At 42.9% G+C, this 24,501-nt stretch carries 22 protein-coding genes; 7 read left to right on the top strand and 15 right to left on the bottom strand.

Features of this window, described 5'->3' with window-relative positions:
* Positions 1–29 precede the first annotated feature (29 nt).
* From infC to VL121_RS18660, 6 genes are all read left to right on the top strand, one after another.
* The gene (gene infC / locus VL121_RS18685; RefSeq protein ID WP_325408127.1) at positions 30–614 is read left to right on the top strand and encodes a translation initiation factor IF-3; all 585 of its coding nucleotides are present in this window, start codon (positions 30–32) and stop codon (positions 612–614) included.
* Positions 615–928: 314 nt separating this feature from the next.
* Positions 929–2,845, top strand: coding sequence for an OmpA family protein (locus VL121_RS18680; protein ID WP_325408126.1), 1,917 nt, complete (start codon positions 929–931; stop codon positions 2,843–2,845).
* Positions 2,846–3,012: 167 nt separating this feature from the next.
* Entirely contained in the window at positions 3,013–4,416 is a 1,404-nt protein-coding gene (locus VL121_RS18675) for an MBL fold metallo-hydrolase (RefSeq protein WP_325408125.1), read from the top strand.
* Between the two features lie 481 nt (positions 4,417–4,897).
* Positions 4,898–8,227: a preprotein translocase subunit SecA gene (secA, locus tag VL121_RS18670; RefSeq protein ID WP_325408124.1), complete on the top strand. Its 3,330-nt coding sequence runs from the start codon at positions 4,898–4,900 to the stop codon at positions 8,225–8,227.
* 102 nt (positions 8,228–8,329) lie between these two features.
* Positions 8,330–8,995 carry a deoxyribose-phosphate aldolase gene (gene deoC / locus VL121_RS18665; RefSeq protein ID WP_325408123.1) on the top strand — a complete coding sequence of 222 codons (666 nt, stop codon included), beginning with the start codon at positions 8,330–8,332 and terminating at the stop codon, positions 8,993–8,995.
* A 111-nt stretch (positions 8,996–9,106) separates the two neighbouring features.
* Positions 9,107–9,574: an SPOR domain-containing protein gene (locus VL121_RS18660; RefSeq protein ID WP_325408122.1), complete on the top strand. Its 468-nt coding sequence runs from the start codon at positions 9,107–9,109 to the stop codon at positions 9,572–9,574.
* 30 nt (positions 9,575–9,604) lie between these two features.
* Here the strand turns inward: VL121_RS18660 and VL121_RS18655 are convergent, their stop codons facing one another.
* From VL121_RS18655 to VL121_RS18590, 14 genes are all read right to left on the bottom strand, one after another.
* A complete protein-coding gene (locus tag VL121_RS18655) occupies positions 9,605–10,282 on the bottom strand; it encodes a TapB family protein (RefSeq protein WP_325408121.1) in 678 nt (225 codons plus the stop codon).
* Positions 10,283–10,386: 104 nt separating this feature from the next.
* Positions 10,387–10,755, bottom strand: coding sequence for a hypothetical protein (locus VL121_RS18650; protein ID WP_325408120.1), 369 nt, complete (start codon positions 10,753–10,755; stop codon positions 10,387–10,389).
* Complete coding sequence (locus VL121_RS18645) at positions 10,752–11,096, bottom strand: phage holin family protein (protein WP_325408119.1); 345 nt, start codon at positions 11,094–11,096, stop codon at positions 10,752–10,754. Before VL121_RS18645 ends, VL121_RS18650 begins: the two co-directional genes overlap by 4 nt.
* Before the next feature lie 59 nt (positions 11,097–11,155).
* Positions 11,156–11,431: a YtxH domain-containing protein gene (locus VL121_RS18640; RefSeq protein ID WP_325408118.1), complete on the bottom strand. Its 276-nt coding sequence runs from the start codon at positions 11,429–11,431 to the stop codon at positions 11,156–11,158.
* A 324-nt stretch (positions 11,432–11,755) separates the two neighbouring features.
* Positions 11,756–12,484: an NUDIX hydrolase gene (locus VL121_RS18635; RefSeq protein WP_325408117.1), complete on the bottom strand. Its 729-nt coding sequence runs from the start codon at positions 12,482–12,484 to the stop codon at positions 11,756–11,758.
* A 111-nt stretch (positions 12,485–12,595) separates the two neighbouring features.
* A complete protein-coding gene (locus VL121_RS18630; RefSeq protein WP_325408116.1) occupies positions 12,596–13,072 on the bottom strand; it encodes a DUF4442 domain-containing protein in 477 nt (158 codons plus the stop codon).
* 48 nt (positions 13,073–13,120) lie between these two features.
* Positions 13,121–14,725 (bottom strand): C1 family peptidase, encoded by a 1,605-nt coding sequence (locus VL121_RS18625; protein WP_325408115.1) that lies wholly within the window; start codon positions 14,723–14,725, stop codon positions 13,121–13,123.
* Positions 14,726–14,763: 38 nt separating this feature from the next.
* On the bottom strand, positions 14,764–16,704 hold the full coding sequence (locus VL121_RS18620) for a protein-disulfide reductase DsbD family protein (protein ID WP_325408114.1): 1,941 nt from the start codon (positions 16,702–16,704) through the stop codon (positions 14,764–14,766).
* A gap of 152 nt (positions 16,705–16,856) precedes the next feature.
* Positions 16,857–17,639: a segregation and condensation protein A gene (locus VL121_RS18615; protein ID WP_325408113.1), complete on the bottom strand. Its 783-nt coding sequence runs from the start codon at positions 17,637–17,639 to the stop codon at positions 16,857–16,859.
* 83 nt (positions 17,640–17,722) lie between these two features.
* The gene (locus VL121_RS18610) at positions 17,723–18,676 is read right to left on the bottom strand and encodes a DUF3078 domain-containing protein (protein ID WP_325408112.1); all 954 of its coding nucleotides are present in this window, start codon (positions 18,674–18,676) and stop codon (positions 17,723–17,725) included.
* Positions 18,677–18,797: 121 nt separating this feature from the next.
* Positions 18,798–19,169 (bottom strand): large conductance mechanosensitive channel protein MscL, encoded by a 372-nt coding sequence (gene mscL, locus VL121_RS18605; RefSeq protein WP_325408111.1) that lies wholly within the window; start codon positions 19,167–19,169, stop codon positions 18,798–18,800.
* A 128-nt stretch (positions 19,170–19,297) separates the two neighbouring features.
* Positions 19,298–20,044 (bottom strand): PPK2 family polyphosphate kinase, encoded by a 747-nt coding sequence (locus VL121_RS18600; RefSeq protein ID WP_325408110.1) that lies wholly within the window; start codon positions 20,042–20,044, stop codon positions 19,298–19,300.
* Between the two features lie 136 nt (positions 20,045–20,180).
* The gene (frr, locus tag VL121_RS18595) at positions 20,181–20,744 is read right to left on the bottom strand and encodes a ribosome recycling factor (RefSeq protein ID WP_325408109.1); all 564 of its coding nucleotides are present in this window, start codon (positions 20,742–20,744) and stop codon (positions 20,181–20,183) included.
* A 62-nt stretch (positions 20,745–20,806) separates the two neighbouring features.
* Complete coding sequence (locus VL121_RS18590; protein ID WP_325408108.1) at positions 20,807–21,940, bottom strand: glycosyltransferase family 4 protein; 1,134 nt, start codon at positions 21,938–21,940, stop codon at positions 20,807–20,809.
* A gap of 229 nt (positions 21,941–22,169) precedes the next feature.
* Between VL121_RS18590 and VL121_RS18585 the strand changes: the two genes are divergently transcribed.
* On the top strand, positions 22,170–23,003 hold the full coding sequence (locus VL121_RS18585; RefSeq protein WP_325408107.1) for a transketolase: 834 nt from the start codon (positions 22,170–22,172) through the stop codon (positions 23,001–23,003).
* An 86-nt stretch (positions 23,004–23,089) separates the two neighbouring features.
* On the opposite strand, the gene VL121_RS18580 is transcribed toward VL121_RS18585, so the two are convergent.
* Positions 23,090–24,487, bottom strand: coding sequence for a hypothetical protein (locus tag VL121_RS18580; RefSeq protein ID WP_325408106.1), 1,398 nt, complete (start codon positions 24,485–24,487; stop codon positions 23,090–23,092).
* Positions 24,488–24,501: the final 14 nt, after the last annotated feature.

Below are 24,501 nucleotides of genomic sequence, written 5' to 3'. Positions count from 1 at the left end.
GAAAAGGAGTATCACTTTAAAAATCGTAAATGGCATTTCCACCACGACCGCAATTTACCAGGGGTAATTTCAACCCCCGTTTCAGAAAAGAACAACAGCAGGAGCATCGCACTAACCACATGATCAGGGTACCCCAGGTAAGGCTGGTGGGTGATAATGTGGAAGTAGGCGTGTTTTCCATCCAGGATGCTTTAAAGCTTGCCAATGAGCAGGGACTGGATCTTGTAGAAATTTCTCCCAATGCGGACCCTCCTGTATGCAGGATCATTGATTATAATAAGTTCCTCTACGAAAAGAAGAAAAAGGAGAAGGAAATGAAAGCCAACTCCAAAGTTTCTGAAGTAAAGGAAATCCGGTTTACGCCTAATACAGATGAGCATGACTTTAATTTTAAAGCCAAGCATGCTGAGGATTTTTTAAAAGATGGCAATAAGGTAAAAGCATACGTGCAGTTTAAAGGACGTGCTATTATGTTTAAAGAAAGGGGAGAACTGCTATTGCTGAAGTTTGCGGAAAGGCTTTCAGATACAGGTGCTCCCGAAGGATTGCCTAAGCTGGAGGGCAAACGTATGATGATTATTTTCGCTCCTAAAAGTCAGAAAAAGAAAAAATAATAAAGTTTCATATATTTTTTCAGAACCTGTAAGATTTGCATGGAATACACATTCCGGCATGCTTACAGGTTTTTTGTCCCTCACCCCTGCCCGGCTAAGCATCGTTCAGGCGGGCGGGGCTTTTTTGGTCACTTTTTTTCCGCAAAAAAAGTGACCAACAGAAAAAGTTGTTATACAATCTGTCTCTGACTACCAGGCAGGTTCACCCCACACGTTATTCTATCGCCTCCCGGCGATAAAACTGCCATTAACATTTTCTTCTATACTGCGGAATAAATTTTGAATAGCTTCGTTATCATTTCTTACCTGTAATAATGATGAATCGTATAGCTATATTGGTTAGTATCTGCCTGTGTTGCACTGCGGCTTTCGCCCAGCAGTATAATCCCGGGAAAATAAATAAAAAAGCGGTGAACTTCTATAACCTTGGACTCGACAAGGCACAAAATGGCGATTACAGGGAAGCTATCCAATTTATAAACCGTGCGCTTGAAACAGACAAACGCTTTGTAGATGCCTGGCTCACCAAAGCGGGCATATACGGGGAGATGAAATTTTATGACAGTTGCACCGCAGCGTATGAACAGGCCTTTGCAATGGACATTGAATATACAAAGGATTATAAATTACCCTACGCCATTAACCTGGCGGGAGCGGGGCGGTTTGAATATGCCCTGCATGCGGTGAATGAATTTTTAACGAATCCCAATCTTAATGAGTCCAGCCGCAAAGCAGGGGCATACCGGAAGCGGTCATTTGAATTTGCCGTACAATACGATAAAGCGCACAATACTACAAACTATGTTTTTGCTCCGGCTAATGTTGGCGACAGCATCAACACTGCCGATCTGGAATATTACCCTTCTGTTACCATAGATGACAAAACCCTGGTATTTACCAGGCGGGTAAAGGGACGCAATGAAGATTTTTTCGTTAGCGACCGTAAAGACGATCAGTGGTCAAAAGCTAAAGGAATTGACGGAGATATCAATAGTAATTTTAATGAAGGAGCACAAAATATTTCGCAGGATGGGGAATGGCTTGTTTTTACAGGCTGCAATTTTCCTGAAGGTTTGGGAAGCTGCGACCTGTTTTTTTCATCGCTTACTAAAAAAGGATGGAGCACCCCGGAAAATATAGGGGAACCGGTAAACACGGAATTCTGGGAATCTTCGCCCTGCCTGTCGCCCGATAAACGGGAGCTGTATTTTTCCAGTAACCGCCCGGGCGGGTATGGCGGTAAAGATATGTATGTTTCCAAACGTATGCCCAGCGGGCGCTGGAGCGAACCTGAAAACCTGGGTTCTAAAATAAATACTGCAGGCGATGAAAGCTGCCCTTTTATTCATGCGGATAATCAAACCATGTATTTTACTTCAAACGGACTGACAGGATATGGAGGCGATGATTTGTTTGTTACGCGAAAGCAAAGTGATGGTACCTGGGGCAATGTAGAGAACCTGGGTTATCCTATTAATACTACCGAAAATGAAGGCAGCCTGGTGGTGGCGGCAGATGGTAAAACGGCCTATTATGCCAGCGACAGGGCGGATACCCGCGGAGGGTTGGATATTTATACATTTGAAATGCGGGAAGATATACGCCCCAACAAAACATTATGGGTGCAGGGAAAAGTGTTTGACAGTATAACCAAGCAAGGGTTACCTTCTGCGGTAGAATTAATTGATATAGGTTCGGGGCAAATCCTGGTAAAAGTGCAAACCAATGAAAGCGGCGATTACCTCATTACACTGCCATTGGGCAAGGATTATGCGTTTAATGTGAACCGGAAAGGCTATTTATTTTATTCTAAAAATTTTCCCTTCAGCCAAAAAACGCCGGACTCTACTTATACTATTGATATTGGTCTGCAGCCCATAGCAGCTAATGCATCTGTTGTGCTGAACAATATTTTTTTTGATGTTAACCGGTTTCAGTTGAAACAGCAATCCATTGCCGAATTAAATCGTGTAATAGAATTGCTGAATGATAATCCGGACATTACCATACTCATCGGCGGGCATACCGATAATACGGGTAAAGCAGCCGACAACCTTACGCTCTCCAATAACCGGGCAAAAGCAGTAGTGGATTATCTGATTACCAGGGGTATAGAAAGTTCACGACTGCAATACAAAGGCTTTGGCGCAGCCCAACCGGTAAGCGATAATGCTACCGATGAAGGAAAAGCGGCAAACAGGAGAACAGAATTAACTATTTTGTCGAAGTAGGGGATTTAAAATTTGAGATCTAAAATTTGAGATGGGGAGCAGGTTGCTTTTGCTGATAGCTCAAGTCTGATGGCTGATTACTGATAGCCTCCTTCGGATTTCCGGCTTCGCATTTGATTTTTTTTGGTTCTTATTATTTAAATCTTTGTCTTAATTTGTCCCTCTATATGAAAATAGCATTTCACGGCGCCGCCCGTACCGTAACCGGCTCAAAGCACCTGATTACTTTAAAAAGTGGAAAAAAAATTTTACTGGATTGTGGCATGTTCCAGGGCTTAGGCAAAGAAACGGATGTGCTGAACAGGGATTGGGGATTTTATCCGCCCGAAGTGGACTACTTAGTATTGTCACATGCACATATTGATCATAGCGGGTTAATACCTAAATTAGTGAAAGATGGTTTCAGGGGAAAAATATTTTGCACACCGGGTACCCGCGAATTAACAGAAGTGCTGCTGGAAGATTCGGCCGGCATACAGGAAGATGAAGTAAAATATATTAATAAGCGAAGAGCTGCGGCAGGGCAGGGATATTTGCAGCCCTTATACAACACGGAAGATGCAAAAAAGGCCAGCGGCTTTTTTATTACGGTTGAATATGGCAATTGGTTTGCTATAGAAGAAGGTATTGAGCTGCTGTATACCGATGTGGGACATATTATTGGCAGTGCCGCGGTGCATTTAAAAATAAAAGAGAATGACAAAACTACCCGCATCAGCTTTAGTGGTGATGTAGGGCGTTACAGGGATGTTATTCTGCGTTCGCCCCAAATATTTCCCCAGGCAGATTATATTTTGCTGGAGTCTACCTACGGCAACAGCCTGCACGACCTGCATACTACTACACCCGACCAGATATTGCAATGGATTGAAAAAGCCTGCCTGCAGAAAAAAGGTAAATTGGTAGTACCTGCGTTTAGTGTAGGGCGCACACAGGAAATTTTATTTGCGCTTAACCAGTTGGAATTAGAAAGAAGATTGCCGGACCTGGATTATTTTGTAGACAGTCCGCTGAGCGTAAAAGCTACAGAGATCATAAAAAATTATCCCCAATACTTTAACAACACAATTCAGAAAATATTACAATCAGACCAGGATCCTTTTGGGTTTAAAGGATTGAAGCTCATTAAAACGGTGGAAGAATCAAAGCTCCTCAATTTTCGCAATGAACCCTGCGTAATTATTTCCGCCAGTGGCATGGCAGAAGGGGGCAGGGTAAAACATCATATCAGTAATACTATTGAAAACAGCCGCAACACCATTTTGTTTACCGGCTATTGCGAACCGCATTCTTTGGGTGGCAGGTTAATAGCAGGTGCAACCGAAGTAACTATTTTTGGCGTATACCACCAGGTGAACGCCGAAATTGGTTCTATCCGCAGCATGAGTGCACATGGCGATTATGAAGATCTTTCCCAGTTCCTCGCCTGTCAAAATCCGCGGGAAGTAAAAACTTTATTTCTTGTTCATGGCGAATACGATGTACAGCAGGATTTCAGGAATCGCCTGTTGAAAAAAGGCTTTTTGGATGTGCAGATACCGGAAAGACATTTTGAAATGGGATTAGGGTAGCGTCATCAGCTTTAAGCAATCAGAATTAGCGGAGCTATAGGAAGAGCAGAACCTGAAAACAAATGAGGCTCCGGGAAAAATATAGAAATCTGTCTAAATATAGAATTTTGCTTTACCATATAAGCTGTTCGGGGTACACGAACGGCGCGCCGCCGTGGCAGGTGTCACCACCTCCACTTTTAGGTATAATTTTCAAATGATGTGTTTTATTTTTTTATCGCGTATGAACAAATTTAGTTTGCGCATCTGCAGCACCTTTTATTACAAGATGAGTAGCGGGGGTTGTTTTTAGAACTTGCTAAGGGGTTGTTAACGGTTAAAGCATAGCAGATTCCTGCATATTCAAATTTCTTCGCCTTTTTCTTAGTTTTCTTACCTTTGCCCTCCTTCTGCCATTATAACTGCCCTCAAAAGCAGCATTATATTTGTCAGAAAAAAAGATAACCAGGTCACAAATACATCTCATTAATATACGCTCAATATGTTGCAATTTATCTCTAAAATATTTGGAGGAAACAAGTCTCAAAAAGATATTAAGAATATTTCACATTACGTAGAAGAGATCAACGGGTATTTTACTTCCTATGCATCGCTTTCCAACGATGAACTGAGAAACAAAACCAATGAATTCAAATCCCGTATCAAACAACATATCTCAACTGTTGAAAATGAAATAACAGAACTCAAGCAAAAGGCGGAAGACCTGGCATTTTCCGAAATCATACAAAAAGATGAAATATACCAGCAAATAGATAAGCTGAGCAGGCAGCGCAATGAAAAAATTGAAGAGGCGCTTAAAGAAATTTTGCCCGAAGCTTTTGCAGTTGTAAAAGAAACAGCGCGCCGTTTTACAAATAATACGGAACTGGTGGCAACGGCAACCGAACTCGACAGGGAACTGAGTGTTAAAAAAGCCCATATTACCATTGACGGCGATACGGTAACATATAAAAATAGCTGGCTGGCAGGTGGTAACCTTATTACCTGGAACATGGTGCATTATGATGTGCAGTTGCTGGGCGGCGTTGTGTTACACGAGGGGAAGATAGCCGAGATGGCTACCGGTGAAGGTAAAACGCTGGTATCTACCTTACCGGCCTATCTTAATGCGCTGGCCGACCAGGGTGTGCATATTGTTACGGTAAATGATTATCTCGCCAAACGCGACTCGGAATGGAATGGTACTTTATATGAGTTTCTTGGACTAACGGTAGATTGTATTGACCGGCATTACCCCAATAGCGCTGACCGGCGTAAAGCATACCAGGCCAGTATAACCTACGGAACCAATAACGAATTTGGTTTCGATTACCTGCGCGATAACATGGTGCATAATCCGGATGAAATGGTACAGCGCAAGCATCATTACGCTATGGTGGATGAAGTAGATAGCGTATTAATTGATGATGCCCGTACGCCACTGATCATTTCGGGGCCCATATCAAAAGGCGGCGATGATCAGCAGTATATTCAGTTAAGGCCGCGTGTAAACCAGTTAGTGGAAGCGCAAAAACAGGTGGTGAATAAATCGCTGATTGATGCCAAAAAGTTAATAGGGGAAGGTAAAGATGATATTCGTGAGGGCGGACTTGCACTGCTGCGCGCTTTCCGGGGGTTACCCAAAAATACCGCGCTGATCAAATACCTCAGTGAACCCGGTATTCGTGTGAAATTACAAAAGGTGGAGAACTTTTACATGGCCGACCAGGGAAAGAACATGCATGTTGTGGATGAGGAACTGTTCTTTCACATTGACGAAAAGAATAACCAGGTAGAGCTTACAGATAAAGGATTACAATACATTACAAAAGGCGGCGAAGACCCCAATTTTTTTGTGCTGCCCGATTTGAGTACGCAATTATCGGATATTGAAAAAGGAGCCGATACTGCGGAGGTTAAACTGCAGCGCAAGGAAGAAATATTAAGTGAGTATGCGCAAAAAGCCGATCGTATACATACGGTACAACAGTTACTGAAGGCATATGCTTTATTTGAAAAAGATATAGAATATATTGTAATAGACGGGCAGGTGAAAATTGTTGATGAGCAAACCGGGCGTATCATGGAAGGCCGCCGGTATAGTGATGGACTGCACCAGGCTATTGAAGCCAAAGAGAATGTAAAGGTAGAAGCTGCCACACAAACCTATGCTACCGTTACGTTACAGAATTTCTTCCGCATGTACCATAAGCTGGCCGGTATGACGGGTACAGCAGAAACAGAAGCGGGTGAATTCTGGAGCATATACAAATTAGATGTGATTTCGGTTCCTACCAATATACCTGTTACCCGTAAAGATGAGCAGGACCTGGTATATAAAACCAAACGCGAAAAATATAAAGCGGTAATTGAAGAAATTGAAAAGTTACGTAACAGCGGGCGCCCTACACTGGTAGGTACTACTTCAGTTGAAGTAAGTGAATTACTGAGTAAAATGCTGCATGCCAGAAAAGTACCGCATAATGTACTGAATGCAAAACAGCATGCCCGTGAAGCGCAGGTAGTACTGGAAGCGGGTTTAAGCGGAGCCGTTACCATAGCTACCAACATGGCAGGCCGTGGAACGGATATAAAATTAGGGCCGGGTGTAAAGGAAGCGGGAGGACTGGCTATTATTGGTACCGAAAGACATGAGTCGCGGCGTGTAGACAGGCAGTTGCGTGGTCGTGCCGGACGCCAGGGCGATCCCGGTAACTCACAGTTTTACGTATCGCTGGAAGATGACCTGATGCGTATGTTTGGCAGCGAGCGTATAGCTTCCCTGATGGACAGGATGGGATATAAGGAAGGAGAGGTGATTCAGCACAGCATGATCACTAAAAGCATTGAAAGAGCGCAAAAAAAAGTAGAGGAAAATAACTTTGGTATTCGTAAGCGTTTGCTGGAATATGACGATGTGATGAATAAGCAGCGCAATGTGGTATATACCAAACGGGAACACGCCTTGTTTGGCGACCGCCTGGCGCTTGACCTGGATAACGCGTTTTATAGTGTGTCGGAAGGATTGATCAATTCTTTCCGCGAGCAGGAAGATTATGAAGGCTTTAAGCTGTCTGCAATCATTCATTTTGGTATTGATACTACGATTAGCCATGACGAGTTTATGAAGGGCGATATCAATAAAATAGCGGATCATTTATACAATGAAGCCTCTGCGCATTACCAGGAACGCAAGGAGAACTTAACGAAACAGTCTATGCCCGTCTTTCAGAATATTAAACTCATGCAGGGCAATCATATTGAAAATGTGGTAGTACCGTTTTCTGATGGTAAAAAAAGTATCCAGGTACTCACGAACATGAAAAAAACCTTATCGTCTAAAGGAACGGAATTAGCGAATGCGCTGGAAAGAACCATTACGCTTGCCTTAATTGACGATGCATGGAAAGAACACCTGAGGGCAATGGATGATCTGAAGCATAGCGTTCAAACGGCGGTATACGAACAAAAAGATCCTTTAATTATATATAAAACTACTGCTTTTGAAATGTTCCGTAATATGGACGGAGAAGTGAACAGGGATATCGTTTCTTTCCTTAGTCACGCCGCCATACCCGTTGAACAGCAAAACGCCGGCCAGATAAGGGAAGGCAAGGAACAAAAAACAGATATGAGCAGGATGAAGGCCAATAAAGATGAGATTGACGCACGTGGCGATGATTACGCGGCAAATGAAAATGACTATTTTGATCCTTCCGGCGCGGCAGTAAAACAGGAACCTGTGAAAGTTGGTCCCAAGATTGGACGAAATGATCCTTGTCCATGCGGCAGTGGTAAAAAATATAAACAGTGTCATGGAAAGGAAGCGTGAAGCCGGTAACAGCAGTGTTCAAAGCGCTATCCGCTCAAATTTCAAACCTGCCTGCCGGCAAACAGGTACTAAACCTCAAATCTTAAATTTCAAATCTCAAATTTGGATATCGCCGCTTATATTGATCACACTATTGTAAAGCCCGATACTACTATAGCAGATGTTGAGCGGCTTTGCAGTGAAGCGCTTCAATATCATTTCGCCGCGGTATGCGTTCCCCCTTTATATGTAAAAAAAGCAGCAGGGCTGCTTGCGGGATCAACCGTAAAAACGGCTACCGTAATTGGATTTCCGTTTGGCTATTCAGCCATTGAAGCCAAGCTGGCGGAAGTGGTATTAGCTATTGTAGACGGTGCAGATGAGCTGGATATGGTAGCAAATATTGCCGCGGTAAAAAATAGCGACTGGCAGTTTATTGCCGCTGAAATTAATACTATACTGCCTGTTATCAGGAATAAGAACCGGGTATTAAAGGTTATTATTGAAACCGGTATGCTCACTACGGATGAGATCATCAAATGCTGTGAACTATATGGTGCGGCCGGGGTGGATTTTTTAAAAACATCTACGGGATATGCAGGGAAAGGCGCTACTGTTGAAGCGGTGCGCCTTATGCGACAGCATTTGCCGCCGCATGTTCAAATAAAGGCATCAGGAGGAATACGCAGTTTTGCATTTGCCGGCGAACTCCTTGCTGCCGGCGCAAGCCGTATTGGATGCAGCGGCAGTGTTGATATGGTAAAAGCGTATGGCCAAAAACCGGTATGATTGATATGTTTAACATTATATAAAGCTAAAGTGTGTTTTCACCATGCTTTAAGTATGTAAAAGAGCATGTATATTAGCGTCCGGCACACACCCATAATTAAATAACCCGGTATGAAAAAAGCAGGCATCTCAGTTATCCTATTTTTCTTTATAGCCGGCCTAACGGCCCAGGATACCGCAAGCGATACGCTGCACAATGTTTCCGTACATAAAGATCCCAGGCTTAATGCACTTATTAAGAAGAACAGGGAGGTTAATGAAGACGTTTATTTAAAAACGCTCCGGAATATACAGGGGTTTCGCCTGCAGGTTATTAATACCAATGACCGCAACACCGCACTTTCTGTTAAAACACGCATGCTAAGCGACTTCCCGGATGAAAAAACCTATTTTATTTACCACTCTCCCTACTTCAAAATTCAGATGGGTAATTTCAGAACAAGGGAGGATGCGGAACAACTGATGCAGCAGGTTAAAAAAATTTATCCTTCGGGCGTATTTATTGTGCCGGCAAAGATAGAAATAAGGCCATCTAAAGATGGAGAATTGATATTAGATGCGATAGATAATAAGCCTTAAACAGAAAGGAGGGGCGGATGATATGGATATCTATTGTATGGAAACTATTTCTGCAGATCCGGCTTCACTCTCCGTTTTCACAATACCAAACCCGGGGGCAAACCATTCCGTTGCTTCAAAATTTAAGGGTATGTCAATAGGACCTGTTTGAATATTTAACTTTACCAGGTAGGTTATTGTGATGCAATCCCAGGCGCCGGCTTTTGTGCTTACTTTTTCTGCGCCGGTTACTTTCCTGTTAAAAATTTGCATTTTTAAAATTTGTTTTACCCCGTTATTATCAATTTCCATATTAAATATACCGTCTTTTAACCTGTCGCCGGTTTGCATTGCTGCGGGGTATTCCAGGAATGCATTTTTTACTTTAGCGTTCGCCTTGTTAAATTGTTCCGTTTGTTGCTGCGGAAGAAACAGGTTCATGTCCATCAGCAGCGCACCGTTGCTGCATTTTACATTACTTATTCCTTTATTCACCGGTTTTCCTTCTTTATCAAGCAAAGTGGTATGCAGGATTGCTGAAACGGTGCTGCCTTTAACAGGCTGACCGGAGGTTTTGTATATGATTGTTCCGTTTAAGTTGCCTTTTTTGTTATATACCGCAAGCTGTGTTGTTTTATTATCCTGCAACAAATAAAACAACGCGCAGCCTTGCGCGTTTGCGCTTCTGCAGAGCAATAAAAAAGGAAGAACGAACAATAAATCTTTCATAAATAGAGGCTGTTCAGGTATGAAAGATATAGAATTATTAACGATAAGCAGAAGAACCCGTGAAAACAGCGATGAAAATGTGTGGAAAAGGAATATTATACTGCTTATTTACCTTTAGTGAAAAGGTTGCCTGCAAATTTTTTCCATACAGACAGTTTTTTACTCACTTCCTTACTTGTTCCTAATTGCAATGCCGCTCCTATCACTTTTTTAGCGATACTGCCGGTGGGGTTCCAGAACAGGCGGCCGCCTACATATCCGAGCCCTAATTGAAGCGCCATATTAAGTATACCGCTTTTTAGCCCGGAATCGGCGGTTATTTCACTGAAAGCGCTTTTGAGCAGCTTGACAGGTGTGATGCTGTGATAAGTTACCCTTATTTTTTCTTTGAGTTCATCCTCCATAACACGCGTTTGCGCTTCCAGCAATGCAATCCTGGCTTTTACATCTTCCGGTTGCAAAGGATTGTTCATTTCAATATTTTATTGATAACAGTTTTATAAAATGGTTTTTTGATGAGGCTGTCTCTTGCCGCATACACTACAAGGCCCAGTAATAAATAAAAACCGGCGACAATAAAAAATCCATAATACGCCTCGCCCAGCCATTTCCCGATTAACAGGGCGATACCGGTATTTAACGCAATAACTGCAATAAAACCAATAAGGATAAAAAGAAGCTTTAATATAAGCGCTGTGGCTATTTCCGTGGTTTTATCAACCGCTTTCAGTTTCCATAATTCCGTTTTTGCTTCTATGTAACGGCCCGCGTCATCCACCAGCGTTGTTATATTTTCAGAAATCGTTTCTTTCATTATAGAAGTATTTTTATGCCGCCGGAATGGTTATTAGCACTTTGTTTATTTTCCTGCTTTTAAACCACTGAGTTTTTTGCCTGGTTAGTAAATGTACTCACCTTTCCTTTTTCGGCTACCTCTTCCACTTCATTTTTTGCACTACGGTATTTGTCTTTTACCGTATCAACAAAATCATTGAAAGTATGCTTTAACTGGTCGCCCATATCAGACGTATTCTGTGTTATTTTTTTCCTGGTTTCAGAACCTTTGTCGGGGGCGAAAAGAATACCTGCTATGGCGCCAATAGCCGCGCCTGCTAATAAACCCAGCACAATTTTAGAATCTGCTTTCATAATAGTTGATTTTAATAGTGATAATAATCATTTATTTATTACTGGTATAGTAATACATTTTCCTGCCAGAAATAAATACCTGCTTTAACTGCATAAACATGGGCTGGCAGCGGTTTCTGTATTTCCTGATGCGCAATTAATTCCCCACCCTGTGGAATATCTCCCTGTGAAAAGGGTAATAGCAGTAAAGTTAAGCTTTAAAATTAGCTTGCATAAATACTGGCATATTTATTTGGTACAGGAATGTTATATTCAGGAAGTTAGTTTAGGGGTTTTATAAAGACCGGGCTTTAGGATCCGGTCTTTAAATTAATTTTTATTGTTTCAGAAATCAATCCCCAGCCATTTCTTCCTTTTCATACTTCCATACTTCTCATAATCAAACCGGTAGAGTTTTCCCGGGCGATGGGGAACATTACTTTCCAATATGCCGGTATCTATAAGAAGCCCCATGCTGAAAAATTTTTTCCGGAAATTTCTCCTGTCCATTTTTTCATCCAAAATATTTTCATACAGCAGTTGGAGATCGCGTAATGAAAATTCCGTTCCCAGTAACCGCAGTCCCAGCGGGTGCTCCTGCATGCGGTACTGCAGCCAGTAATAGCAGGCATCTAATATTTCCTTATGATCGAAGGCCATTTCCTTAATTTCATTTACATCGTGCCAGTGTAATTCGTTGTCATAAATTTTTAATTCGTTATGCCTGATATTAATAAGCGAGCAGTAAGCTATGGTTATCACCCGGCCTTCGGGGTGCCTGTTAACTTTACCAAAAGTGCGTACCTGCTCCATATACACATCATTAAGCCCCGTTCGGTTTTTTACAATGCGGGAAACCGCTTCGTCAATATCTTCACCGGGTTTAACAATATCTCCCAGCAGCGACCAGCGGTCTTTGTAGGAAGGCATATCACTTTTAATAAGTAAAACTTTTAGTTTGCATGCTTCAAAGCCGAAGATTACGCAGTCTACCGACACGCCTACTGTAAAGTTATCGGCAGATACCGGTTCTTTGGCAATAAGGGAATTATTAAGTACCTGTTTTGTTTTCATGATAAAATGTTTCAGCCTGTGTCATATCAACTGTTATCCTGTGTTTTTACGATAGCGCGCCAGCCGTTTAACAAATTCAGAAGATGCATTCTCCGGGTCTGTTTGCATCACTTATTTGCGCCTGACTTTAAATGACCAGGTAAAATTAAATACGGCCACTATCTCACCGGCTTCGTTGGTACCCGCGGTTTGTACGGTAATTATATTATCGCCGTTAGCGGAAATAGCCTCCTCCACTGCATCCCGCAAGGCTATACCATCCCGGCATATAAAGGAGGTAATACCTGTAGCTTTTTTATAATATTCTCCGTTCATTTCTGTTACCAGCATGGAAACGGAGGGACTGCGTTTGTAAACACTGGCCAGCGCTAAAGCGCCGGTGCTCATTTCGGCAGCCATTGCCAGGCAGGCAAAATAGGTGGAGCGGAAAGGGTTTTTAGAAAACCACTTATACGGCACCGTTACCACGCATTTTTCTTCGGAAATGGATTTTATTCTTACTCCTGCAAAATAAGCGCTGGGTAGCCTGAAAAGCAGGAACAACCGGAATTTTAGCGGATTACGGGCCAGTTTTATAAAAGAGTTCATGCAGGCGGTTTTTTTTGAGGGGAATATTGCCGGGGAATGCTTTATGGGTTATTGTTTGCTGATTTCTACCACGCATGCCGCTACCTGGTTATCTGCCGCTGCACCCCGGAACCTAATGACGCCCGTTGCGGTACGCTCGTAGCGGATGTTAGCTGAAGCCTGCGTACGTAAAGTGTTATTTACCCGCGCGGCAAAATCGGATTGGGGTTGCCGGCTGATTGTTTGATTAAGCTTATACCAGTCGAGTGGTTGCTTGCTTACCACTACCACTATCATATCTTTGGTACCAATACTATCAGGCGTCATGCTTTTATCTTTTGGAAACAGCCGGTAGCCTGTGATGCCGCAAAAAGGAGCGTATTTTGTTTTAGAAGGGTCTGAAGCATCCGGGTAGGGAAATAAGGTGTAGCTGGTACCGTCTGTTTCTTTGCCAAATACATAAGTGTAACATTCCGTACTGTTCTTTACTTCTATTTTGAACTTCATGCCCGGTTTAACAGGGGCTGTGGTTTCAAAGTGATTGCCTGAACTTATCCGTAGTGGTATATAGCCTTTCGGGCTTGTTTTTTTGCCATCGTATTGTACTTCCATCAGCCCAATTTCACAGGCAAAAGGAGTGCTGGCGGCATCGCCTGTTTTAACCATTGGCTCCAAACCATAGGCTTCTCTTACATATCTTTTAAAATCGGGATAGCGAACCCAGGCAAACCCGTTGTTTCCCCATTCGGGACCCCAGCTATTCATGATCAAAAAAGACCCGCCATATTTTGTATCATCATAACCTACCACGCATTGGGCATGCCCGCCGAAGCCCATCATGCCGGCATCTCCCGGCTCAGGAACCCAAACATCTTTGCCCAGCATGTTTTGCATATAGCTTTCCCCCACCATCATGCCTATAACAACCGGCGCTCCCTGAACCAGGTTTTCCTTAATGGCACGCATATCCAGTTCTTCCGTATTATCGCCTTTGGTTAGCCTGTTAAAGCCACGCATTTTAAATTGGGCTGCTTCCTGAATTAAATTGCCGGAAGGCTGCCGGCTGCAATCCTGGTCGGTATAAGGAAATTGTTCATACAGTAAAGCGCCTTGTTTGGTCATATATTCCATTGCTCTTAAAATATAAGAACCCTGGCAGCCATCGAGCCCGATCTGGTTATATAAAAAAGCGGGACTGAATGTTACCTGCCCGGCATTTTGACCGGTACGTGATGCTTCTAATATGCTTCTTGCCGCATAAGCGCTGCTCCAGGCTACGCAACTGCCCTGTTTACCCTGGTTGCCCACCTGCGGCGCATAGCGTTGAAGGTTAGTAGCTTCCGGTAATGGGTTTTTTGTATTGTCATCTTCTAATGCCTCGTATATGCTGGCTTTCTGAAATTGTTGGGGATCCAGTATACCGCCTGTAGCCAGTAGCCCGGCCTGGTTTAGTATGTTTCCGCAACCGCTGCGCCCAAGTAAAAAATAGCCTCCTGCACTTATGGCTGCTATTACCAGTATTCCCTTAATTCCAAAAATCCGCAATAAAAAAGGCAAAAGTGCCAGCAACCCGCCGCCCCCGCGTGAACCACCGCCTCCACTTTGTCTGCCGCCCCCTTCATCATTAAATTGTTCCTGCTGATCCTGCGGGTCATCCGTCATCCGTATGGGCATACCATGATAATTTTAATTAGCCTAAATGTAAGCGATTTTTATTGATTTGCTGCGTAGGCCTTCAACCCGCATTTCAACCAATCTCCGTACTTTTTAACATCGGGCGTATAACCAACAGGGTTTGTCAGTAGTTTACCTTCGTGGTTTAAAATAACATACAGCGGCTGTGTGGATTTTCCGAAATTTTCGGTTTGAAAAGTGGCCCATTTGTCGCCAATCGTTTCTATGTCTTTCTCTTTTCCATCGGCAAAGGTATAGGTAAACCGCTCTGCCGGGGGGAGTTTTTTGCGGTCATCAACATATAATGAAAGGAGGATGAATTTTTCATTCAGTAAAGATGAAATTTCAGGATCGGTCCAAACCTGCTCTTCCATTTTGCGGCAGTTTACACAGGCCCAGCCTGTAAAATCAATAAGGATAGGTTTGTTTTGCGCGGCAGATAGCTGCATTGCTTTTTCAAAATCATTGATTACATGTGGTTCAACGCCTTTGCCCTGTACATTAGATTCGCCGTAAACACTATAGCTTAAAGGAGGTGGAAAGCCGCTTAGTAATTTTAGATTGGCATAAGGCGAAGCGGTGAGACCGGGTACAAGATATACTGCGAAGATAAAAGATAATACGCCCAGCACTTTTCGGGTTACCGGTATTTTTTGGCCTTTATAATCGTGGGGCAGCTTTAGCCAGCCAAAAAGATAGCAACCCAAACCTATTGCAATCAGCAACCAAATGCCTATAAATACTTCCCGTTTCAATAAACCCCAATGCTCCACGAGGTCGGCATTGGAAAGAAACTTGAAAGCAAGTGCCAGTTCCACAAATGCCAGGATTTTTTTTACGGTATCGAGCCAGCCGCCGCTTTTGGGCAACGATTTTAACCAGTTGGGAAACATGGCAAAAAGCGCGAAAGGCAATGCCAGGGCTGTTCCAAATCCTGCCATACCACTGGTAAGCGACCAGGCGCCCTCAGACGCGGTACCCACCAGCAGGGTTCCTAAAATTACACCGGTGCAGGAAAATGACACAATGACCAAAGTGAGTGCCATAAAGAAAATGCCGCTGATGCTGCCCAGGCTGCTTTTAGCATCTGCCTTACCGGCAATACCCGCGGGCAGTGTTATTTCGAAATAGCCAAAAAAGGAAATGGCGAAAAATATAAAAACAGCAAAGAAAAAAACATTGAGCCAGGCATTGGTGGAAATATTATTAAATATTTCGGGCTGCACATTACCAATAATATGAAATGGAATACTGGCTAAAACATAAATGAGAAAAATAAAAAAGCCATATATGATGCCGTTGCGTATGGCCTGTTTTTTATGGGATGCCCTGTTGGTAAAAAAGGAAACGGTAACGGGTATCATTGGAAATACACAGGGGGTAAGCAGGGCAATAATGCCACCAATAAAACCCAGGAAGAAGATCGTGAGCAAACCTTGTCCGGACTGGGTTTCATCTCCGCAGGGTGATACGGGGTTTTTTAAATCAACGCGCTGCAACCTGATCTGGCTGGCTGCAACAGGGGTTATACCGCCTTCAAAATGCACGGTTTTGGCCTCATCAACCGGGGTGAATGCTTCATTGTTAGACGCGAAACCCTGTAGTTTTATTTTAAGTGCGGCCGGTACTTCTCCTGTAATATTTATTTTTTGAGTAAGCGTAAAATTACCGGTGTATACATGGAGTTCCCGGTTATCAAAAACAGGATCCTTTATTATTGCCGCCTGGGGATCAACAGTAAACTTTCCGTTTTTTTGTACTTTATCATCATCCCAGGTTATATGTAAACCTTCCATCTCAATTTCGGCAATGGAATCTGCATATACATGCCATTGACGGTCAAGCGTAGCTTTTATAATAATAGTGTAGGAGCTGCTGTTGTTCTTTGTACTGTTTACCTCCCAATGCAAAGGGCTTTCCTGGGCAATGCAGAAAAGAGGCAACAGGAAAAAAAGAAGAAGGATAGCTTTTTGTTTCATGCAATATGGTAGCCGTTGGGTTGTAAAATGATTTGGCAAAGATAATGGTTAGCAGTGAGCGGTCAGCAGTAAGTGGTGAAAGGTGAAAAAAGGAACTATCCGCTCATCGTTAGTATACTTTAGCTGACGGCTGTTAACTAAAATCTGACACCTTATTCTCCAATTTCTTCAACGGGTAACAGTTCTTCTCTATCCTCATTCCATTCTATAATGAAATTGTTTCTGCCTTCACCGGTAATAATGCTCATATATTTTTGCTGTATCAGTTCAAGCATAGAAAGAAAAAGGAAGATGGCATGAATACGGTTATCGCAAATTTTAAATAGGTTTTCAAAGGTTACCGTCTTTTCGGACTGTAGTGTGTGCAGCATATATTCCCTGCTGTCTTCCATGGTATAGTGGTAGTTGTATACCACATGCTGGGGTTTGTTATTGCGCTCATGCAGGCGTTGCATTACCCGCTCAAAAGCCTTCATTAGCTTAAATGTGGTAATGGTTTGTATTTCGGTGCCTTCACCCGCGTCTTCCCCTACCTGCGTCATTTCCTTTTGTATATTTCCCCTTTTAACCATCAGCATGCGGATGGCTTCCATTTCTGCCATTTTTACAGAGGCTTCCTTAAACCGTTTGTATTCAAGCAGCTTGTCAATCAATTCCTGTCGCGGATCAACTTCATTACCCTGTTCATCAATTTCTTTTCGGGGCAGCAGCATTTTTGCTTTTATGCGCATAAGTGTGGAAACAAAAAGTATGAACTCGCTGCTGAGTTCTATACTTAAATCTTCCATGCTGTGCATATAGGTTACAAAATCATTGATGATTTTAGTGATTTGTATATCGTAAATATCCAATTCGTCCCTTTCAATAAAGAATAGTAAAAGGTCAAACGGACCTTCAAATTGCGGGAGCTTAATCTGGTATGATTCTGTATTCACTATGCAATATATTTAAAAACTGCGTCCCGCCGGGTTTCCATATTGAAACCGAAACGGGACGCAACAAATGTAAGCAACGAAAATCAGTTTTTAAAACGATAAGCTAAACCTATGCCCATCAGTTCTTTGAGCTGAAGTTTTGGACCGGCAGGGTTGCTGTTTGCATCAACGGTTTTTACATCATCATCGTAAATCATATCCAGGGAAAGACTTACGGTAATCAGTTTAGTTACTTTTACCAGCAGCATATTAGTCATATAAAGGTCAATATTCTGCGGATTATGCAAATAATTAGAGAACAAATCAAGCCGTCCCGCATAAGAGGCGCTTTCACTGATATTTGCTTTATAATTGATAGAGCCAAATGCGCCGAATTCCGTTTTTATTTTTTTGCCCGGATCAACTCCAAATGCGCCTGCGGCGGATAATAGACCGTCATTTACGATCGTCCATCTTCCTGTAGCGGGAGAGAGCGATACTGAAAAATTATCGTTGGGCTGATACGTTATGCCGGGTGAAAGCAATACATAAGCGGGTGAAAGGAAGTTGGATGTAAGCACTTTGGGATCATTAGCAGGGTAGGCGTATCCTTTTGTAAGCTGCGTTCTGAAGTTAAATATTGCGCTGGCGTACCAGTGGCCTTTACCGAGCTGGTATCCATACCTGGAAAGAAAATCAAAACGATCGTCTGCTTTCCTGCTGCCCAGGCTGGTTGTATTTACGAAGCCATAGGCAATGTCTAAGGTATTGTCCCAGATTTGCCTGTCTTTTTTATAAAAAGCGTATAAGTTAAGTAATGAAGCAACAGAAAGAGACGACTTGTCGCCACCGGCGGCCCAGTTGCTTAAAGCGCCCTGGTTTACATTAATACTGAATAACCCGCCTTTTTTCCAAACCTGGGGAATGGTATCATTCGGATCTTTGGTTATGGTTTTTCCGGCAGCATCCCGCATTGCTGATACGGTAGGATCCTGGGCGTAAAGCAGGGTAGAGAAAGCGAATGAAATAAGGAAAGCACTGAATAAGTTTTTTTTCATGGTTCTGATTTTTTCGCGAAAGTATAAAAAAAGACTTGCTTGGATAACATATTAATACCTGGTACTTATACAAAAGCACCAGGTATTTGTGCAAATAATGCACCGGCATTATTGCAGGAAATTATTTTTTTAATGCATCGCGTATCTCCATTAGTAACTGGTCTGTAGAAGAAGGACCGGCCGGAGGAGCGGGGGGTTCTGCTTTCTGCAGGCTTTTCATGGCTTTAATGATCAGGAAGAGTATGAATGCGATAATAAGGAACTTAATAATCGCCGATAAAAATTTACCATACTTTACGGCGCCCCACATCAACTGGTCCAGGTTTTCGGCATGGGCAGCCTTTAATGCGGGTGTGAGCAATAGCGGGGTAATAACATCATCCACCAGTGATGAAACAATTGCACCGAAGGCGCCGCCAATAATTACGGCAACGGCCAAATCTACCACATTGCCCTTTAACGCAAAATCTTTAAAGTCTTTAAGTAAGCCCATAGTGTTGATTTTTAAGATATAAAAAATAATTTCCCGCTCAAATTAATACTATATATTTTAACTGATAATTTATATCAGTGTAAATGCACAGCGATTTATGCACAAATAATGCACCGGTGGCGGTACTGTTATTTTTTTAAACCGGGATATTGCATGTTAAGCTGCTTTAAAGTGCTGTGCAGCGCAGTAGCGATCACGTGTTCCTTATACCAGTTTTGATCTGCCGGAACAATATGCCAGGGTACGGCATTGCAATGCGCGAAACAATCCTCATACATTTTCATATACGTGTTCCAGTGCCTGGCTTCTTCAAAGTCTTTCTCATTATACTTCCACATTTTTGCCGGATCATGTATTCTTTCATTTAATCTTTCCTGCTGCGCTTCGGGAGAAACATGCAGATAGAATTTCAGAATATGGGTATTATTGTGTTCAGCAAGTAAGGATTCGAGATTGTTAATAGCCCGCATCCTTTTTTTAGCCGTTTCATCATCGCACCACTTGTGTACCCTGGTTACCAGTATATCTTCATAGTGCGACCTGTTGAATATTTGTATGCTTCCTTTTGCCGGCGCGGCCATGTGTACTCTCCATAAAAAATCGTGCGATAATTCTTCGGGGGTAGGTACTTTAAATGACTTAACTGTTACACCCTGTGGGTTGAGTTGCCCAAAAACATTGCGGATGGTACCGTCTTTTCCGCTGGCGTCCATACCCTGTATTACTACCAGCACAGCATGTTTACCTTCAGCAAACAGGAGATTCTGCAGTTCATCCAACTCCTGTAATATTTTTTCCGTTTTTATTTTGGTAGCTTCTTTATCGTACGCTTTTGGTGCACGGGTACTGATGTTCTTTAATTTGATGGCAGCCATAATTACCTGGTTAAAATCAATCTCATATCCTGTATTGGTATTCACTTCGCACTCAGCAGTCAGCCGTTAGCAATCAGCTAAAAGTCACTAACGATGAGCCTGGTACTTCTCTTCTTGCCACTCACTACTCACCATCTCACACCGCCATCATCTCTTTCTCTTTAGAGGCAAGATAAGTATCTATGAGTGTGATGTATTTATCGGTTAATTGCTGAATTTCTTTTTCCGCATCTTTACCGGCATCTTCGCTTAATCCGTTTTTCTGCAGCTTTTTAATATCTTCTATCGCATCGCGGCGTATGCTGCGCACTGCTACTTTCGATTGTTCTCCTTCGGCATGTACTTTTTTAACCAGCTCTTTTCTTCTTTCTTCTGTTAGTGGGGGAAGAAAGAGGCGTATAATCATACCATCGTTTTGCGGAGTTACGCCTATATTGGCGGCAATAATGGAACGCTCAATGGGTTGCAGCATATTTTTTTCCCAGGGCTGAATGGTTATAGTTCGGGCATCGGCTACCGAAATATTACCTACCTGGCTAATGGGCGTTGGCGATCCGTAATAATCAACCACCAGTCCATCGAGCATCTGGGGGGTAGCCCTTCCCGCCCTTATTTTTACCAGTTCGGCTTCCAGGTGGCTGATGGCTTTTTTCATGGTATCTTCACCTACGTCTAATACAAATGATACTTCTTCTGACATAATTTAAAAAATTAAATGCGTTGCAAAGCTAACAAATGGAAAGAATAAAAAGAATATGGAAGTTAGTTGTGCTCGGCCGCTTTTTTAGCGGGAGTTAAAGGCATAATACGGGAAGGTTTGGTAAGCCGCAGAATATCTTCCGTATCTCCCCCGGTAACTAGCATAAGCGTGGGCTTATGCAAATATACCAATGCAAAACCACCGAATGCCAGTGCTACTAAAATGGGGATAAGTATATTAATGCTCAGAAAACTGAAGCCATAGGCGATGGCTACAAAAAAAATATTGACTACAATTAAGGCAAAACTAATGGCCTTGTGACTCATGCCCCTGTCTAACAAAATGTGATGAATATGATTGCGGTCGGGACTGAATGGTGAACGCCGGTTAAAAATGCGTATAGAGAAAACCCTTAAGGTATCAAACAAAGGAATAATCAGTATGGCAATGGCAATAGCCGGAGATGCCTGCAATGGCACAAGGCTACCGGGAGAATCAGTGATATTAATAAACTGCACCACCAGAATGGCGTTAATCAATCCTATTAACAAAGAACCCGTATCACCCATAAAAATACGGGCGGGAGAGCGGTTGAAAATTAAAAACGCCAGCAGGCTGCCGCACATGGCAAAAGCAAGCGCCGCATATTCCGCATGAGCGGCAACATAAAAATATACGCCAAAGGTTAAAGTGGTAAATATCCCCAGCCCCGCTGCAAGCCCGTCAACACCATCAATAAGGTTAAAGGAGTTAATAATTACAATTACCGTAAGATAGGTTAAAATTAAACTAATGATTTCGGGCAGCTCGTTTACGCCAAGAAAGCCGTGCATGCTTTTAATAACAATACCGCCCTTGTATATGATAATAAAAGCAGCTATAATTTGCCCGATGATCTTTTTCATGGGCGTAAGGATCAGGATATCATCCTTAAGTCCGAGGAAAAAAATAACCAATGCTGCGGCAAAATAATATTGAAAACCCGGAGCGGAACTAAAAGAAATAGTCATCAGGCATGAAATGATAAAGCCTGCAAATATGCCCAGTCCGCCAAGCGACGGAACCGGTATAGCATGAATCTTTCTCGCATTGGGCAGATCATACAGCTTCTTTATTTCAGATACATTAATAATTACAGGAATGGCAGTAAATGTAATAACGAAAGCTAATATGGTTGCCAGCAAAATGATTTCCATCCGGTTCGCTTTAAAGGTGCGAAAATATGATAATTATTTTATTTGCATAAATACAATGCAAAGAATGACGATTAGATATTATACTATATGATACGTACAGCCTGTATAGAACGGTTGGTGTAATCTGTTAGTATTGGGAAATAAAACTATATTTCCCGAAAAGTGTAATCGTATCTACTTATATCCAACAGTTTATTTAGCTTTGGCACCATTTTAAAAGCTAAAAATTATGCCAGAATTAAAAAACATAGCCACCCAGATCAGAAGAGACATCGTAAGAATGGTACATGCCTGCCAGAGCGGACACCCGGGAGGGTCTTTAGGATGTGCCGACTTTTTTACCGCGCTTTATTTTGATGTGATGCAACACGACCCTTCCTTTAATATGGATGGCAGGGGTGAAGACCTGTTCTTTCTTTCAAACGGGCATATTTCACCGGTGTTTTACGCTACACTGGCCAGGTCGGGCTATTTTCCGGTGAGCGAACTGTCCAGCTTTCGAAAACTCAATTCGAGGCTCCAGGGACATCCCGCCACCCACGAGCACTTGCCGGGTATAAGAGTAGCTTCGGGATCGCTGGGGCAGGGTATGAGTGTGGCTATAGGAGCGGCGCTGGCTAAAAAATTAAATAATGACGATAAGTTGGTTTTTTCCCTGCACGGAGACGGGGAATTAGATGAAGGACAAAACTGGGAAGCCATTATGTTTGCCGCTCATAATAAAGTAGATAACCTTATTTCCACTATAGACTGGAACGGTCAGCAAATTGACGGTCCTACAAAAAAGGTGATGGATCTGGGCGATATCGGTAAAAAATTTGAAGTTTTTGGCTGGACAACCCTTCAGACCAATGGTAACGATATGGATGACCTGGTTGCCGCTTTACATAAAGCAAAAACACTTACCGGCAAAGGTAAACCCGTTGCTATAATGATGCATACTGCCATGGGAAAAGGGGTAGATTTTATGGAAGGAACGCACGAGTGGCACGGTATTGCGCCCAATGACGGGCAGTTGCAAAAAGCGCTGGCCCAGTTACCGGAAACTTTGGGAGATTATTGAGGAAGGAGGAGGTGAATTTTAAGATTGATTCAGGTTGCAGGTTACAAGTTACAGGGGAATATCCGTTCCAATTGGGAGTTTATCGTTTATTTCAACACTTTTTTGATAGCTTTCATTAATACCTTTTCAACTTCGGGCGCCGTACCCGAAACAATACCACTGGTTTCGTAACCGCCCTGGGTATAGGATATTTTAGTACCAATATAACCTGGACCGTAATCTTCATAGGCAGCTGTGCATACCTGTGCACCCGGTTTTATTTTTTGGGCCGCTAACTGATATTCTACAAACAGTTCGCCCGGCAAATTCAGCAACCACACCTTGCCTAACCGCAGAGCGGATATATTTATTTTTTGGCCTGCTACAGACCGCTGGTACCAGGCTAATTTTTCTGCCGCCGCCACTTTTTCCGCTGCTGATTTTTTTTCATCCGATAAGGTGGTTCTCAATTCCGCCTCCAATATGTTTTTTCCAAGGGGAAGTTTTACCTCCGTATTTTTCCAGCTCATATCTTTTTGGCTTATTGCTGTTTTTTTAGTTTGATGCCAGGCTTCAGTCATCGCTGTTTCTACCCGTTTTGCCAGCGCTGGTCGCATGGCTTTAGAGCCATCGTTATATTTGCCGGCTGCAATATTACCGCTGGCGCCGTTAAAATGAATATGTGGAATGCCCCCCGTTTCTTTCTCTCTTGCATTACGGGCTATGCCAATAAATTCGCAGGTTACATCACCGTCTCCATAATAACTTTGAGGATGTGTAGTATAATAGGTCATTACGGCTAACGGATTTTCATTATTCCAAAAACTCACGCATTTCAACCAGGGGTCAATCAGCCCTTCCGGAGCGGCTATAGCGGCGGAATCGGTAGTGGCGCTCCAGCGAATAATTTTCACCTTACCGTCTTCGTCTAATATGCGGCGGTTGGAAGCTACCTTATCAACCTTTGCCTGTCCAAAACCAAGATGCGTAACGGGCTGTGTATTTTTTACAGCTATACTAACGGCATCGGATACATGCTGAATAGCCGCGTATAAAAATGCGGTATCAAAGCGGATGCCGCCCATACCATATTCATCCATAATCCTTGCCATGGTAAAATCGCAATGAATACCATCGTGCTGATGCAGTGCGTGTACCGACACCCGGTCAATGCTGGTATTAGCCGCTGCCGCCAAACGCCGGCGCCATACTTCCAGCCCTTCATTTCCAATACCTATCCAGTCTACAGCGCATAATACAATGGGCTTTTCATCCGAAAGAATAACGATTCCCCTGGCGCTGAGCGAATCCATAACGGATCGGGCTGTAGCATACGCCACCGGGCTGCCGATTGGTGGCGTAACATTCGCATTAAAAATCCCAATGCGTATTTGCTGGGTAAAAGCTGCGCCTGCACCAATAAAAAAAATAAACAATCCAAGCACAATCGGTTTCAGCGGCAGCTTATGCAACATTTGTTTTTTATTACAGATTTTAAGTTTCATTTTCCTGGTCATTG

It is taken from the genome of Agriterribacter sp., from assembly GCF_035497235.1.
GTDB lineage: Bacteria > Bacteroidota > Bacteroidia > Chitinophagales > Chitinophagaceae > Agriterribacter.
This window is presented reverse-complemented; position numbering and strand designations above follow the sequence as displayed.

Excerpts from the sequence above, each read along its gene's own strand:
- VL121_RS18645 (WP_325408119.1), bottom strand. The coding sequence starts at position 11,096 with ATGAAAGAAACGATTTCTGAAAATATAACAACGCTGGTGGATGACGCG.
- VL121_RS18590 (WP_325408108.1), bottom strand. The coding sequence starts at position 21,940 with ATGGAAATCATTTTGCTGGCAACCATATTAGCTTTCGTTATTACATTT.
- VL121_RS18660 (WP_325408122.1), top strand. The coding sequence starts at position 9,107 with ATGAAAAAAGCAGGCATCTCAGTTATCCTATTTTTCTTTATAGCCGGC.
- VL121_RS18680 (WP_325408126.1), top strand. The coding sequence starts at position 929 with ATGATGAATCGTATAGCTATATTGGTTAGTATCTGCCTGTGTTGCACT.
- VL121_RS18640 (WP_325408118.1), bottom strand. The coding sequence starts at position 11,431 with ATGAAAGCAGATTCTAAAATTGTGCTGGGTTTATTAGCAGGCGCGGCT.
- VL121_RS18655 (WP_325408121.1), bottom strand. The coding sequence starts at position 10,282 with ATGAAAGATTTATTGTTCGTTCTTCCTTTTTTATTGCTCTGCAGAAGC.
- secA (WP_325408124.1), top strand. The coding sequence starts at position 4,898 with ATGTTGCAATTTATCTCTAAAATATTTGGAGGAAACAAGTCTCAAAAA.
- frr (WP_325408109.1), bottom strand. The coding sequence starts at position 20,744 with ATGTCAGAAGAAGTATCATTTGTATTAGACGTAGGTGAAGATACCATG.
- VL121_RS18630 (WP_325408116.1), bottom strand. The coding sequence starts at position 13,072 with ATGAACTCTTTTATAAAACTGGCCCGTAATCCGCTAAAATTCCGGTTG.
- VL121_RS18635 (WP_325408117.1), bottom strand. The coding sequence starts at position 12,484 with ATGAAAACAAAACAGGTACTTAATAATTCCCTTATTGCCAAAGAACCG.
- VL121_RS18585 (WP_325408107.1), top strand. The coding sequence starts at position 22,170 with ATGCCAGAATTAAAAAACATAGCCACCCAGATCAGAAGAGACATCGTA.
- VL121_RS18625 (WP_325408115.1), bottom strand. The coding sequence starts at position 14,725 with ATGCCCATACGGATGACGGATGACCCGCAGGATCAGCAGGAACAATTT.
- infC (WP_325408127.1), top strand. The coding sequence starts at position 30 with ATGGCATTTCCACCACGACCGCAATTTACCAGGGGTAATTTCAACCCC.
- mscL (WP_325408111.1), bottom strand. The coding sequence starts at position 19,169 with ATGGGCTTACTTAAAGACTTTAAAGATTTTGCGTTAAAGGGCAATGTG.
- VL121_RS18610 (WP_325408112.1), bottom strand. The coding sequence starts at position 18,676 with ATGAAAAAAAACTTATTCAGTGCTTTCCTTATTTCATTCGCTTTCTCT.
- VL121_RS18580 (WP_325408106.1), bottom strand. The coding sequence starts at position 24,487 with ATGAAACTTAAAATCTGTAATAAAAAACAAATGTTGCATAAGCTGCCG.
- VL121_RS18620 (WP_325408114.1), bottom strand. The coding sequence starts at position 16,704 with ATGAAACAAAAAGCTATCCTTCTTCTTTTTTTCCTGTTGCCTCTTTTC.
- VL121_RS18675 (WP_325408125.1), top strand. The coding sequence starts at position 3,013 with ATGAAAATAGCATTTCACGGCGCCGCCCGTACCGTAACCGGCTCAAAG.
- VL121_RS18600 (WP_325408110.1), bottom strand. The coding sequence starts at position 20,044 with ATGGCTGCCATCAAATTAAAGAACATCAGTACCCGTGCACCAAAAGCG.
- VL121_RS18650 (WP_325408120.1), bottom strand. The coding sequence starts at position 10,755 with ATGAACAATCCTTTGCAACCGGAAGATGTAAAAGCCAGGATTGCATTG.